14 protein-coding genes are annotated in these 12,992 nt (G+C 67.6%); 4 read left to right on the top strand and 10 right to left on the bottom strand.

Going from position 1 to position 12,992, the window contains the following annotated elements; all coding sequences use genetic code 11:
• Positions 1–105: 105 nt before the first annotated feature.
• The 6 genes from BHD05_RS02960 to BHD05_RS02935 form a co-directional block, all read right to left on the bottom strand.
• A complete protein-coding gene (locus tag BHD05_RS02960; RefSeq protein ID WP_161885107.1) occupies positions 106–432 on the bottom strand; it encodes a chorismate mutase in 327 nt (108 codons plus the stop codon).
• A 59-nt stretch (positions 433–491) separates the two neighbouring features.
• Positions 492–1,292: an amino acid ABC transporter ATP-binding protein gene (locus BHD05_RS02955; RefSeq protein WP_161885106.1), complete on the bottom strand. Its 801-nt coding sequence runs from the start codon at positions 1,290–1,292 to the stop codon at positions 492–494.
• Positions 1,279–1,938: an amino acid ABC transporter permease gene (locus BHD05_RS02950; RefSeq protein WP_161885105.1), complete on the bottom strand. Its 660-nt coding sequence runs from the start codon at positions 1,936–1,938 to the stop codon at positions 1,279–1,281. The genes BHD05_RS02955 and BHD05_RS02950 overlap by 14 nt, the downstream gene beginning before the upstream one ends.
• A 49-nt stretch (positions 1,939–1,987) precedes the next feature.
• A complete protein-coding gene (locus tag BHD05_RS02945; protein ID WP_161887318.1) occupies positions 1,988–2,806 on the bottom strand; it encodes an amino acid ABC transporter substrate-binding protein in 819 nt (272 codons plus the stop codon).
• A 90-nt stretch (positions 2,807–2,896) separates the two neighbouring features.
• Positions 2,897–3,559 (bottom strand): GNAT family N-acetyltransferase, encoded by a 663-nt coding sequence (locus BHD05_RS02940; RefSeq protein WP_161885104.1) that lies wholly within the window; start codon positions 3,557–3,559, stop codon positions 2,897–2,899.
• Between the two features lie 187 nt (positions 3,560–3,746).
• Positions 3,747–6,350, bottom strand: coding sequence for an ExeM/NucH family extracellular endonuclease (locus BHD05_RS02935; protein WP_161885103.1), 2,604 nt, complete (start codon positions 6,348–6,350; stop codon positions 3,747–3,749).
• Between the two features lie 344 nt (positions 6,351–6,694).
• On the opposite strand from BHD05_RS02935, the gene BHD05_RS02930 reads away from it, so the two are divergent.
• Both BHD05_RS02930 and BHD05_RS02925 read left to right on the top strand, forming a co-directional pair.
• The gene (locus BHD05_RS02930; protein WP_161885102.1) at positions 6,695–7,465 is read left to right on the top strand and encodes a hypothetical protein; all 771 of its coding nucleotides are present in this window, start codon (positions 6,695–6,697) and stop codon (positions 7,463–7,465) included.
• Between the two features lie 22 nt (positions 7,466–7,487).
• A complete protein-coding gene (locus BHD05_RS02925) occupies positions 7,488–8,174 on the top strand; it encodes a class F sortase (RefSeq protein ID WP_161885101.1) in 687 nt (228 codons plus the stop codon).
• Positions 8,175–8,190: 16 nt separating this feature from the next.
• On the opposite strand, the gene BHD05_RS02920 is transcribed toward BHD05_RS02925, so the two are convergent.
• Both BHD05_RS02920 and BHD05_RS02915 read right to left on the bottom strand, forming a co-directional pair.
• Positions 8,191–9,477 carry an adenylosuccinate synthase gene (locus BHD05_RS02920; RefSeq protein WP_161885100.1) on the bottom strand — a complete coding sequence of 429 codons (1,287 nt, stop codon included), beginning with the start codon at positions 9,475–9,477 and terminating at the stop codon, positions 8,191–8,193.
• An 89-nt stretch (positions 9,478–9,566) separates the two neighbouring features.
• The gene (locus tag BHD05_RS02915; protein WP_161885099.1) at positions 9,567–10,616 is read right to left on the bottom strand and encodes an NADP-dependent oxidoreductase; all 1,050 of its coding nucleotides are present in this window, start codon (positions 10,614–10,616) and stop codon (positions 9,567–9,569) included.
• A 53-nt stretch (positions 10,617–10,669) separates the two neighbouring features.
• On the opposite strand from BHD05_RS02915, the gene BHD05_RS02910 reads away from it, so the two are divergent.
• Positions 10,670–11,317 carry a TetR/AcrR family transcriptional regulator gene (locus BHD05_RS02910; RefSeq protein WP_161885098.1) on the top strand — a complete coding sequence of 216 codons (648 nt, stop codon included), beginning with the start codon at positions 10,670–10,672 and terminating at the stop codon, positions 11,315–11,317.
• Positions 11,318–11,328: 11 nt separating this feature from the next.
• The gene (locus BHD05_RS02905; protein ID WP_161885097.1) at positions 11,329–11,538 is read left to right on the top strand and encodes a hypothetical protein; all 210 of its coding nucleotides are present in this window, start codon (positions 11,329–11,331) and stop codon (positions 11,536–11,538) included.
• Positions 11,539–11,863: 325 nt separating this feature from the next.
• Here the strand turns inward: BHD05_RS02905 and BHD05_RS02900 are convergent, their stop codons facing one another.
• Together BHD05_RS02900 and BHD05_RS02895 are read right to left on the bottom strand one after the other, a co-directional pair.
• Positions 11,864–12,289 carry a DUF3151 domain-containing protein gene (locus BHD05_RS02900; RefSeq protein WP_161885096.1) on the bottom strand — a complete coding sequence of 142 codons (426 nt, stop codon included), beginning with the start codon at positions 12,287–12,289 and terminating at the stop codon, positions 11,864–11,866.
• A 16-nt stretch (positions 12,290–12,305) separates the two neighbouring features.
• Positions 12,306–12,947 (bottom strand): TrmH family RNA methyltransferase, encoded by a 642-nt coding sequence (locus tag BHD05_RS02895; RefSeq protein ID WP_236966623.1) that lies wholly within the window; start codon positions 12,945–12,947, stop codon positions 12,306–12,308.
• Positions 12,948–12,992 lie beyond the last annotated feature (45 nt).

The following is a 12,992-nucleotide window of genomic DNA, read 5'->3' as shown; positions in this document are numbered from 1 at the left end:
TTCCGCATTTGCGGCATTCTGAGTCAGAATCTGCCGCATTTGCGGCTAACCTCACGGGTCGGTTGCCGCAGCACCCAACTACTCCTGAATAATAAAAGAGACGTGCTAGGTGCGGTGGGTGTCGATCGAGCCGGTTCCGGCGATCTCCTCGTGGTGGTGGATGACCTCCGCGACGATGAAGTTCAGAAACTTCTCCGCGAAGGCAGGGTCGAGCCGCGACTCCTCGGCGAGCGCCCGCAGCCTCGCGATCTGCACCGCTTCGCGGGCGGGGTCGGATGCTGGCAGCCCGGAGGTCGCCTTGAGCCAGCCGACGTCCTGGGTGAACTTGAACCGCTCCGCGAGTAAGTGCACGAGGGCCGCGTCGATGTTGTCGATGCTGCGGCGCAGGCTCTGGAGCTTCTCGGCGCTGTCGAAGGTTCCCGGATCCGTCATGGGTCAAATCTAGGGCACGGCCCCGAGCCGCCGCGAACGGCGGGGCCGCCTCGCGCGACTCAGAATGGGAAGAGCAACCGATTGAGGAACTGCTTTGTGCGCTCCTGGGTCGGTGCCGTGAACAGCCGCTCGGGAGCACCGCGCTCGACGATCACTCCGCCGTCGAGGAAGAGCACCTCGTCTGCGACCTCACGGGCGAACACGAGCTCGTGCGTCACGACCACCATCGTCCAGCCCTCCTCGGCGAGCTCCTTCATGACGGTGAGCACCTCGCCGACGAGCTCGGGGTCGAGCGACGAGGTGGGCTCGTCGAACAGCAGGAGCTGCGGGCGCAGCGCGACGGCGCGCACGATGCCGACCCGCTGCTGCTGGCCGCCGGACAACTCGAACGGAAACGCATCGCGCTTGTCGGCGAGGCCCACTCGCTCGAGCAGCGCCATGGCCTCCGCCTCGGCATCCGCCCGCGCCCGCTTCTGCACCACGATCGGACCCTCGGTGACGTTCTGCAGCACCGTCAGGTGCGGGAAGAGGTTGTAGTGCTGGAACACCATCGCGGAGCGGTCGCGGAGGGCGAGCCGTGTCGCCGCCGACACCGGCCCGGCGAAGTCGATCGCGACTTCGCCGCCGGCAACCGAGACGGTTCCGGCGTCGGGCTGCTCGAGGCCGTTGAGCGAGCGCAGCACCGTCGTCTTGCCGGATCCCGACGGACCGATCAGCACGAGCACCTTGCCGGTATCAAGAGTGAAGTCGATCGAGCGCAGCACCTCGTGGTCGCCGAACGACTTGGCGAGCCCGCGCACCTCGAGCAGCGGGGTCGAACCCGGTGTGGATGCGCGCGACGGCGATTCAGTGGGCGACATAGCGGTCGAGCCTCTTCTCGATTCGGGACTGCGCGGTCGACAACACCAGACTGAACACCCAGTAGACCAGTGCCGCCTCCATATAGATCATGACGAACTCCTGGCTGAACGCGGCAATCTTCTGCGCCTCACGGAAGAGCTCGGTCACGAGGATGAGCGACGCGAGCGAGGTGTCCTTGACCAGGCTGATGAAGGTGTTCGACAGCGGCGGCACCGACACCCGCGCGGCCTGCGGCAGGATGATTCTCCGCAGCGTGGTCGTGCGGGACATTCCGATCGTGTGCCCGGCCTCCCACTGCCCCTTCGGCACCGACAGGATCGCGGCCCGGATCACCTCGGCCGCGTAGCCGCCCACGTTGAGGGAGAAGGCGATGACAGCGCTCGGCCACGGGTCGATCAGCAGCCCGAGCGACGGCAGCCAATAGAAGATCACGAACAGCTGCACAAGCAGCGGGGTGCCGCGAATGACCGAGACGTAGAACCGGGCGATCCCCGACAGCACGCGGATGCCGGAGATGCGGGCGAGCGCGACGAGGAGCGCGATCACGAGGCCGATCGCGAAGGACGCGATCGACAGTGGAATCGTGCCGACCAGACCGCCACGCACGATGGGCCACAGTGAGACCCAAAACAGTTCCCAATCCATTCAGCGGCTTCTCTCGCGATCGTTCCGCGCGTCGCCGCGGACCCCCAACCTACTCGCTGACGTCCGAGCCGAAGTAGCTCTCGGAGATCGCGGCGAGCGTGCCGTCGGCCCGCAGCTCGGCGAGCGCCTCGTTGATCGCGGCGGCGAGGTCGTCGCTGCCCTTGGGCAGCGCGAAGGCGTTGAGGGACGCGTCGTCGGTCTCATCGACGATCTTCAGCCCGGTGTCGCCCTCGGTCTTCTCGAAGTCGAGGAAGGTGAGCTCGTCGTTCACGGTCGCGTCGACGCGGCCCTGGGTCAACAGCTCGGCGGCCTGCGCCCAGCCCTCGACCGCCTCGACGGTGGCGCCGTAGCCCACGGCAACCTCGTACCAGTTGCTCGTGAGCGATTGGGCGCTCGAGAATCCGCTGAGGTCATCGAAGGAGGCGATCTCGGTGTTCGAGTCCGCGACAATCAGCACGCCCGGCGACACCGTGTACGGATCGCTCATCGTGTAGGCGGCCTCGCGCTCGTCATTGATGGAGACCTGGTTGGCGATGATGTCAAAGCGTCCGGACTGCAGGCCCGCGAAAATCGCGTCCCACTGGGTCTCTTCGAAGGTGACCTCGACGCCGAGCTTCTCGGCGACGGCCGTGACGACCTCGATGTCGTAACCCGTCAGCGCGCCGGATCCGCCCTCGTGGTAGCTGAAGGGACGATAGGTTCCCTCGGTGCCGACGACGAGTTCGCCGCTCTCCTGCACCTCGGCGAGCGTGAGTCCGTCGGATGCCTCCGCACCGGCATCCGGTGCGTCGCTCGCGCCGGCCGAGCAGGCGGCGAGGGAGACGGCGATGGCGGCGGCACCGACGGTGGAGAGGAGCTTCTTGCGCAGGGGGAATCGTTGAATGGTCACTAGGGCTGTAACCGCGGGCACTGCCCGGTATTCCACCGTCGTCCGCGCGTGACCGAATATGTCGTCGTGTTACGGATGCTGGGGTGCCGCGGTCGGCATGCTCCGATACAGCACCGGACGGCCCTCGTGCGCGGCGAGCCGCTCCTCAAGCTGCGCACGCACCTGCGGCCAGTCGTCGACGATGATCGAGAACACCGCGCTGTCGCGCCAGGACCCGTCCGCGCGCGGGAGGTGCCGGCGCGCGATGCCCTCGAAAGTCGCGCCGAGTCGCGAGATCGCGGCGCGGGAGCGCTCGTTGATGGCGTCGGCGAGAATCTGGATGCGCCCGAAGCCGTGCCCGAACGCGAGCCCGAGCAGCAGATACTTCGCCTCGGCGTTGACCGCGGTGCCCCAGACACGCGGGTCGTACGCGGTCCAGCCGATGTGCGCGAACTCCCGCTCCGGCGCGAAATCCGACAGGGTCGTCGTGCCGACGAGCTCGCCCTCGTGAGGCCCGCCCACGACGGAGACCCCGTAGACGTTGCCGTTGTCCCAGTCGTAATAGGTCTCCGCCCACGCGAGGAACCCGGCCTCGGTATCGCGGTAACCCGCCGGTCCGCCGCCATAGCCGCTCTCGAAGACGATCGGATGCCCGATAGCCGCGAAGAGGGCGGGCAGGTGCGCGCGGGTCATCGGCTCGAGGCGGATGAATCGCCCCTCAAGCACATCTCGGGCGGGCCTTGTCGCAGTCACCCTAGAAGTCTGCCATCCGAGCGGCCGCGCACTGCACACCCTGCGCTGCAGCACGCGACGGCACACCCTGGCGGGGCACCCCGACGGCACGACAGCCTGACCGCACGACAGCCTGACCGGATGACAGAGGGGGCGGATGACAGAGGGGGCGGGCCAGAACGGCCCGCCCCCTCTGCTGCCTCACGCGTTACTTGAACGGATGCGCCGGCTTACCCGGGAACAGTGGCTTGCCGGGCACCGCCGGCTTGCCTGGCTTGTCCGGACCATTTGCACCGAACGGATTCCCCTTGACCGGCGCTGGCGGTTCGACCGGCTCGCTTGCGATGTCGAGCCCGACGAGGATCGGGTCGTGGTCGGAGGACCGGTAGGGGTTCGCCTCGTAGAAGTTCGTCACGTTGTAGTTGAACCGGCTGTACTCCAGCGCGATCGACTCGACCGAGTTGATGTTCCAGATGTCGACATCCGTGACGTCCGCGACCGCCGCAGCGTTGCCCAGAATGTGGTCGAGCGAGCCGATCGCGCCGCCGAAGGCGTACGTCTCCTCGCCCGTCGTGGCTCCGAGGTCGACGTATCCGGCGTTCACCAGAACGTCGATCGGGTCCTCCTTGAGGTAGGCGTTGAAGTCGCCGAGGAGGAACACGCGCTCCACCTCGGACGAGGTCTTCAGCGTCTCGGCGAACGCGACGAGCGAGACCGCCTGGCGCGTGCGTGATCCGTTCGACGACCCCTGGCCGTCGCCGGCATCGACGTCGCCGACGCCGGAGCCGGAGCCCTTCGACTTGAAGTGGTTCACGATCGCGAGGAACTCACTCTCCGTGTCTCCACCCGCGAGGCGGAAGACCTGGGCGAGCGGCTCGCGAGCGTTGACGAACGCGACCTGGTCATCGAGGATGACGGACTCGCCGACGGGCTCGATCACGGCCGACTTGTAGATGAAGGCTGTGCGAATGACATCCTCATCGGCCGGCACCAGTGCGGGCGAGGGCACGAACGACCAGGTCCCCGCTCCAGCGTCGGCGTTGAGTGCCGCGGTGAGCTCGGCGAGCGCCACGTCACGGTCGAAGCCGAACGCGGCCGAGTTCTCGATCTCCTCGAGGCCGACGACATCCGCGTCGAGCGCGCCAATCGCCGACACGATCTTTGCCTGCTGGCGGTCGAGGTCCTCCTGCTCGGCGGCGCCTCGCGCGCCGCATCCGCCCCGCACGGTCACGGGGTCGCCCACGCGATCGTTGTAGTAGCTGCACGTGCCGAGCTCGTCACCGGTCGTTGAGAAGTAGTTGAGCACGTTGAAGGTTGCGAGGGTGGCGTCGCCGCCCACGTTCTCCGGGGCCGCGGTGCGCGTGTTCTCAAAGGTCGCCGGCTGAACCGTTGCGGCATTCGCGGTCGTGAGCTGCTCGGTCGGCTGGAAGGCCCACGCGCCGAAGCGGTAGTCGAGCACCACCGCGGTCTCGAAGTTCACCGCCGCGCCGATGCGCACCGGGTTCTCTGTCGAGAGGTACGGGATCGGGATCCCCTTGTTGGCGGTGCTGTTGAAGTTCGTCGTGGCACCGTCGTCGAGAGTGATGACCGCGGCTTGGTTGGCGGCGAGCATCGTGAAGTACTCGGGGCTTCCCGGCTCGACGACGGTCGTCGGCTGAACCAGCGGGCTGGTTCCCGCCGTGAGCTCGAGTGAACCGTAGTAGTTCGTGTCGTAGTTGTCGGTGACCGTGTACGCGCCAGCCGGAGCGAGCAGCATGCCCTCAAGCGACTCGCGCTGTGCGACATCCGAGGTGACCGCGACGTCGGCCGCAACCGGAGCGGCGACGACCTCATCGACGATGGTCAGGCCGCCGGCCGCGACCTCGAGCTGGGTGAGTCCGTAGAACTCGGACACGAGTCCGGTCACCTCGACGTAGGTGCCGACCGTCGCCTGGGCGACTGTCGCGCTGGAGTAAACGAAGATGCCGTCGGAGGCGGCGTCGAGCTCGACTCCGGTTCCCGGTGTCTGGATGTAGTACCCGTTGTAGCCGCCGGTCGGGAAGCTTGCGGTCACGACGCCGCGCGTCGTCACCGTCGTTCCGGCGATGGGGGTGGCGAAGCCGGTGCCCTGGATCGTGGCGATGGCGATGGGGTCAGTGCGCACCGGCGGTTCGGGTTCGGGGTCGGGTGCCGGGCCGGTTCCGACCGCGTTCGTCGGGGTCGGCGCCGCGGTGGTGAAGTCGGCGGCGTTGACGTCGGTGTCGACGCCGGCCGTGCGGTTGAGCGACAGGATCACGGATGCCGCGCTCGCGCGGGCCGTCTCGAAGGTGTTGGAGCTGCCGAAGCCGAGCAGGTCGATGACCGCCGGGTCGCCCACGAGGGAGCCGACCGGGGGCGCAGTGAGCGCCGTCGCCTGGTTCGCGAGGAAGAAAGTGCCGCCGCCCCCGGCCCAGGACGCGCCGGTCGAGGCATCCGCTGCGGGAAGTGTCTGGCCATTCGTCGCGTTGCTGCTGCCCTGCACAAGGTAGTACCCGCCGGCGGCGATCGAGCCGGTGAGCGTCACGACGTTGGAGGGGTTCACGGTGCCGGTTGCCGAGCGGTACTGCAGGCTCGTTCCCGCAAGGTCGATCGCGGCGTTCGTCGGGTTGTACAGCTCGACGAACTTGTTGAGGTAGGTCGCACCGCTGCTGCCGCCATTGACGTACGCCTCGTTGATGACGACGCCGGTGCCGGCTGTGTTGGCGATGGCGGGGGCTGTAGCCAGGGGTGTGGCTACGAGGGCAAGTCCGAGGAGGGCGGCCAGGCCCATTCTCGATCGCTTGTGAACAGGCATGTAGAGGTTCCTCCATCGGACATACGGACGCGTGAAATTTCACTCAAGACAACGAATGTGTCCCCGAGGTAAATTTACGTCGCCCGGCGCCCAAACGGGGGGTAATCGTTACAAAGTTTTCATTTTTCAATGAATGCTGCATCGCTGCGCCGATTGCTTGTCGTGCGTCTGCAGCCCACGTAGCGTGGATTGCGATTCTGAATTGTCTGAGGTCAACTTTTCGTTGACGGCAGTTGCCGGCGCGTGTGCCGGACAGGCCAAACGGAATCGCGTTCCGTGTCGAACAGACACATAGGTGGCCCGAAAACGGGCACCGCACAACTCGTCAGAGAGGACGAATCCCGATGAAGCACACGACGAAACTCCTGCTGGTTCCCGCGTTGGCGCTGGGGGTGGCGGTCGCCGCCGCTGGCCCCGCGTTCGCAGCAACAGAGGATGTCACGTATCAGACGACGCTTGACGCGATCAATGGCAGTGGCGCCAGTGGTTCGTACACGGTCAAGCTCGTCGGCGACGAAGCCACGGTCACCGGCGAGGTGAGCGGTCTCGCCGAGACGTTCAACGATGCCCCGTACCCGCACGTGCAGCACATCCACATCGCCGCCCAGGGCGTATGTCCCCCGGCGGATGCTGACGCGAATGGCGATGGCGTCATCGACACCCCAGAGGGGCAGCCCTTCTACGGCGAGATCGGAACCACCCTGTCGCTGGACGGCGCAACCGACGCGTCCACGGCAACCGACCTCACCGTCGCCCCGAGTGGCAGCTCGTTCACCTTCGAGCGCACCTTCACCATGAACGCCGCCACCATCGCCTCCCTCAAGGCCGGCACCGGCGTCATCGTCGTGCACGGTCTCGACCCGGCCGGACTGAGCCAGGCAGCCCAGGACGCGATGAGCTCCCTGGTTCCCGAGCTGCCCCTGGCCGCCACCGCACCCGCCCTCTGCGGAGCGCTCGCCGTCTCCCAGATGGAAGAAATGCCTGAAGGTGGCGTGCAGACCGGTGGCGTGAACACCTCCGGCCCCGATCTGGGCATGCTCGCCCTCGGCGGCGGACTCCTGCTCGCCGCCGGCGGTGTCGTGGCCGTTCGTCGCCGCGTCGCCGCACGCAACTGAGGATCGACACGATCGAGAATCAGTGACTGCGCAACCTAGCAAGTCCCGCCGCGGCAGCCTCTGGGCTACCGCGGCGGTGCTTCTCCTCCTCGGCGGCGGCACCGCCATCGCCCTCGCACTGACCACAAACGACTCGCCGCCACAACCACCGGCATCCGCTGCCAGCCCCCCCCCCCCGGGCACCACCGCGACACCCCCGCCCCCGACGCCACCGGTCGCCGCTACACAGACCACCGGCCCGATCATGCCCGCCTCGAGCCCCACCCAGGTCAGCATCCCCGCCATCGGTGTCGATTCAACGCTGATGCAACTCGGACTCAACACCGACGGCACCGCCGAAGTCCCCCCACTCGACCCGGCCGCCCCAGCAGGCTGGTACCGCGGCTCACCCACCCCGGGAGAGCTCGGACCATCGATCATCCTCGGACACGTCACCAGCAACGCCGGACACGCCGTCTTCTACCGCCTCGGCGACATGCGCCCCGGCGACGAAATCACCATCACCCGCGCCGACGCAACCACAGCCACCTTCACCGTCGACGCGGTCGAGCAATACCCGAAAGCCGACTTCCCCACCCAAAGGGTCTACGGCAACACCGACCACGCCGCCCTACGCCTGATCACCTGCGGCGGCATCTTCGACAACACCGCCGGCTCCCACCTCGACAACATCGTCGTCTACGCCACCCTCACCGACGACAGCGCATAGCCAGCCGGCGGCTGGCTCAATCGAGCAGGTCGTGCCGCGCGATTATGGCGTCGCGGCCGGGGCCGACGCCGATCGCCGAGATGCGCGACCCGCTCATGGCCTCGATCGCGAGCACGTAGGCCTGCGCGTTCGGGGGCAGGTCGCTGAACTCGCGCACGCCGGTGAGGTCCTCGGTCCAGCCGGGGAACTCCTCGTAGATCGGCACGGCGTGGTGGAAGTCCGACTGTGACACCGGCACCTCCTCGACGCGTACGCCGTCGACGTCGTACGCGACGCAGACGGGGATAGTTGCGAGTCCCGTGAGCACGTCGAGCTTCGTCATCACGAAGTCGGTCACGCCGTTGATGCGGGCCGAGTAGCGCGCAATAGGGGCGTCGTACCAGCCCGTGCGGCGAGGTCGTCCGGTCGTGGTGCCGAACTCGAAACCGCGCGAGCGCAGGAACTCCCCCGACTCGTCGAACAGCTCCGTCGGGAAGGGTCCGGCGCCGACCCGCGTCGTGTACGCCTTGACGATGCCGATGACGCGCTCGATGCGGCCGGGGCCGATGCCCGACCCGGTCGAGGCGCCGCCCGCGGTCGAGTTGCTCGAGGTGACGAAGGGGTAGGTGCCGTGGTCGACGTCGAGCATCGTGGCCTGGCCGCCCTCGAACAGCACGATCTTTCCATCGTCGAGGGCGCGATTGAGCTCGAGGGCGGTATCGCCGACCATTGGGCGCAGCCGCTCCGCATAGGAGAGCAGGTTCTCGACGATCTCGTCGACCATGATCGCGCGGCGGTTGTAGACCTTCACGAGGAGGTGGTTCTTCTGGTCGAGGGCCGCCTCGACCTTCTGCCGCAGGATGTTCTCGTCGAACAGGTCCTGGATGCGCAGGCCGACGCGGTTGATCTTGTCGGCGTAGGCGGGTCCGATGCCCCGGCCGGTCGTGCCGATCTGCTTCTTGCCGAGGAAGCGCTCGGTGACCTTGTCGAGGGTGCGGTGGTACTGCGTGATGATGTGCGCGTTGGCGCTCACCCGCAGCTTCGAGACATCCACCCCGCGTGCGGTCAGCGCCTCAAGCTCGTCGAAGAGCACCTCGATGTCGATGACGACGCCGTTCGAGATGACCGGGATGACCCCGTCGGTGAGGATGCCGGACGGCAGCAGGTGCAGCGCGTATTTCTGGTTGCCGATCACGACCGTGTGGCCGGCATTGTTGCCGCCGTTGAACTTGACGACGTAGTCGATGCGACTACCGAGCAGGTCGGTGGCCTTGCCCTTGCCCTCGTCGCCCCACTGGGCTCCGATGATCACGATTGCTGGCACGAGGGATCCCTTTCGAAGAGATGAGTTGGGGATTGCACCTCAGTCTACCGGCGGGGCCACTCGTGCCCCGCCGGAGGCATGCGCGGGGGTCACGCGCCGGTGTGCACGACCATTTTTCCGGTGTTCTCGCCGCGCAGCAGGCCGAAGAAGGCCTCGAGCGCGTTGTCGATGCCGTCGATGACGGTCTCGTCGGAGACCATCTGTCCGGATGCGAGCAGCGGGCCGACCTCTGCGGCGAACGCGGTCGCGTGCTGCTGGTAATTGCCGATCGTGAAGCCCTCGAGCCGCAGCCCCTTCGTTGTGATCATCGGCAGGTTGCGTGGGCCGGACGGAGCTGCCGTCTCGTTGTAGACCGAGATCGCGCCGCACAGAGCCGCGCGGCCGCCGTCGTTGAACGAATAGAGGGCCGCCTCGAGGTGCTCGCCGCCGACGTTGTCGAAGTAGACGTCGATGCCGTCGGGTGCGGCATCCGCGAGCTGTCTGGCGAGGTGGCCGTTCTTGTAGTTGAACGCCGCATCGAAGCCGTACTTGCCCGTCAACAGCGCCACCTTCTCGTCGGAGCCCGCGCTGCCGATTACACGCTTCGCTCCGCGCAGTCGGGCCAGCTGGCCAACGGCCGACCCGACCGCGCCGGCAGCGCCGGAGACGAACACGGTGTCGCCGGGCTTCATGTTCGCGATCACCAGCAATCCGACCCACGCGGTCAGGCTCGTCATGCCGAGCGCCCCGAGGAAGGCGGACGACGACACTCCGGGCACCTCCGCGGTCGGGGCGAACGCCGCGGCGTCGGCTTGGGCCAGATCGCGCCAGCCGAGGAAGTGGCGCACGAGGTCGCCGACGGCGAGCGAGTCGGAGCGGGACTCGACGACCCGGCCGACCGCGCCGCCGGTCATCGTCTCGCCCAGCACGTAAGGCGGGGTGTACGACTTGACGTCGTTCATGCGTCCGCGCATGTAGGGGTCGACCGAGACGAACTCGTTGCGCACCCGCACCTCGCCATCGGCGAGCGGGGGCAGCTCGATCTCCGCGAGGCGGAAGTCGTCGGCGACCGGCCAGCCGGAGGGGCGCCGGATCAGCTGCCACTGGCGGCTGATGGTCGGGGCGGACGAGACGGGAGCTTGCTGGTTCGTGGTGGTCATGCCGCGAGCCTATTATCTTGCACACCGATGTGCAAGATCGTTAGGCTACGACCATGACATCCGTTTCCCGCCCCGCTCCTCGACAGGTTCGACGCGACGCGCTGCTCAACCGGCTGTCCATCCTGCAGGCGGCCGTGAGCGTGCTGTGCGTCGATCCCGACGCCGGGATGGATGCGATCGCCGCCCGAGCGGGCCTGACCCGCCGCGCCGTCTACGGCCACTTCCCAACTCGCGACCACCTCATCGAGGAGATACTGGCCACCGGCGCGGCCCGCATCGCGGCAAGCCTGCTGCCCCTCGACGACACCGATCCACGCGCGGCGATCGCCACGATCGGCTCGCGCCTGTGGGGCGAGGTCTCGCACGTGCGTGCCACCGCAGTGCTGGCGGTGCGCGGCCCGTATAGCGCGCGAATCGCCGAGGTGTTGCGGCCGTTGCGCGAGGTGCTGGAGCGCGTCGTGACGGTAGGTGTCGCATCCGGATCCTTCCGCCAGGACGTGCCGGCGCCGATCCTCGCGCGGCTCATCGAGGGCACGGCACTCAACGTGCTCGACGAGGCGAGCCGCCTCGGGCTCAACTCTGCGGAGGGCGACCGGCTGGTCGTGATCACGACGCTGTCGTGCGCCGGACTCGGGTGGGAGGATGCCGCGCGCTACGTCGGCGCTCCCCTGCCCGGGGGTCCGCCCCGCCGAGGAGAATGAGAGAATCGGGCGTGACCTCGAGCCAGAACCAGCCCAGCCGATTGCGCATCGTCGCCCCCTGGATCGTCGGGGGCGCGGCGAGCGTGCTCGCCCTCTTCTACGCGATCCGGCTCGCCCGCGACCCGTCTGAGGCGGTCTCGTGGTTCGGGTTTGCCTGCTTCGCCATCGCCGCGGCGGGCAGCATCTACACGATCGTCGCGGAGCGCCGCTCCCGCCGGTAACACTCCTTTCATCATTCAGGAGTTGGAGGTGACAGCGACCGGATAACCCGGGCTTTCGGCCGGCCACCGCTTTCATCATTCAGGAGTGATCTGCTGCTCACCGCCGAGCGGCCGCAGGAATGCTCCACTTCTCGCGGGAATAGTGCGGGGAGAGGGGCCGGATGCTCGAAATCCCAGCATCCGCCCGCCGGCCCCCCTGTCACTCCTGAATGATGAAAACTGTTGCCCGACCCCCACTCCTGAATGATGAAAACTGTTGCCCGGCCCCCACTCCTGAATGATGAAAGCGTCAGTGCCCGACCCCCACTCCTGAATGATGAAAGCGTCAGTGCCCGGGGTGCTCCGCCTCGATCGCGGCGGCTGCCGTCGGGTCGGAGTCAGTCAGCAGGGCACCGAGGCGCTCCACCTCATCCTCTTCGCCGATCGCATCCGCGGCTCGCTGCAGCGCATAGAACGCGCGCAGCACGCCGCGGTTGGGCGCGTGCGACCACGGCACGGGGCCGTGGCCCTTCCAGCCGCCCTTTCGCAGTGCATCGAGGCCACGGTGGTAGCCGACCCGCGCGAACGCGTACGACTCGATCATCTTCTCGGCGTTGTAGGCGTTGTTCGACAGGAGCGCCCAGGCGAGCGGCGAGGCGGGGTGCGCGACGACGACGTCGGCCGCATCCAGCCCGGTGTTGGCGATCGAGGCGAGCACATCGGGCTCTTCCGGCAGGAGCGTGTCGGCGGGGCCGAGCAGGTTGGTCGTCATGTTGCCACGGTACCGCTCAGCGCGGAAAGCGCACGTGCTGCAGCACCCAGGCGTGCATCGCGACCGCGGCCGCCGCGGAGGCGTTGATGCTGCGGGTGGAACCGAACTGGCTGATCTCGACGATGTCCGCGGATGCCGCGAGGGCAGCATCCGAGAGCCCCGGCCCCTCCTGCCCGAACAGCAGCACGCACGCGGCGGGGAAGGGGAAGGTCTCGATGATGACCGAGCCGGGTACGTTGTCGATCGCCACGACCGGCAGCCCGGCAGACGCGGCCCACTCGGCGAACGTCTCGACGGTGTCGTGGTGCATCACGTGCTGGTAGCGGTCGGTCACCATCGCGCCGCGCTTGTTCCAGCGCTTGCGGCCGATGATGTGCACGGTCTCGGCGCCGAAGGCGTTCGCGCTGCGCACGATCGAGCCGATGTTCATGTCGTGCTGCCAATTCTCAATGGCGACATGAAACGGGTTCCGGTGCTCGTCGAGGTCGGCGACGATGGCCTCCATGCTCCAGTACCGGTATCGGTCGACGACGTTGCGGGAGTCGCCGCGGGCGATCAGCTCCGGGTCGTAGCGCGGGTCGTCGGGCAGCTCGCCGACCCATGGGCCGACGCCCTGCGTGGTCAGTTCGATGGAGGGTGCGGGCTTGTCGAGTGTCACAGGGGAAGCGTATGCGTCTTTCGCACGCGACCCACGCGCGGCCGG

The organism is Marisediminicola antarctica (assembly GCF_009930795.1).
Lineage (GTDB): Bacteria > Actinomycetota > Actinomycetes > Actinomycetales > Microbacteriaceae > Marisediminicola > Marisediminicola antarctica.
Note: the sequence above shows the minus strand (reverse complement) of the source record. Positions and strands in the feature narration are given on the sequence as shown.

Excerpts from the sequence above, each read along its gene's own strand:
- BHD05_RS02910 (WP_161885098.1), top strand. The coding sequence starts at position 10,670 with ATGACATCCGTTTCCCGCCCCGCTCCTCGACAGGTTCGACGCGACGCG.
- BHD05_RS02930 (WP_161885102.1), top strand. The coding sequence starts at position 6,695 with ATGAAGCACACGACGAAACTCCTGCTGGTTCCCGCGTTGGCGCTGGGG.
- BHD05_RS02935 (WP_161885103.1), bottom strand. The coding sequence starts at position 6,350 with ATGCCTGTTCACAAGCGATCGAGAATGGGCCTGGCCGCCCTCCTCGGA.
- BHD05_RS02960 (WP_161885107.1), bottom strand. The coding sequence starts at position 432 with ATGACGGATCCGGGAACCTTCGACAGCGCCGAGAAGCTCCAGAGCCTG.
- BHD05_RS02900 (WP_161885096.1), bottom strand. The coding sequence starts at position 12,289 with ATGACGACCAACCTGCTCGGCCCCGCCGACACGCTCCTGCCGGAAGAG.
- BHD05_RS02950 (WP_161885105.1), bottom strand. The coding sequence starts at position 1,938 with ATGGATTGGGAACTGTTTTGGGTCTCACTGTGGCCCATCGTGCGTGGC.
- BHD05_RS02915 (WP_161885099.1), bottom strand. The coding sequence starts at position 10,616 with ATGACCACCACGAACCAGCAAGCTCCCGTCTCGTCCGCCCCGACCATC.
- BHD05_RS02955 (WP_161885106.1), bottom strand. The coding sequence starts at position 1,292 with ATGTCGCCCACTGAATCGCCGTCGCGCGCATCCACACCGGGTTCGACC.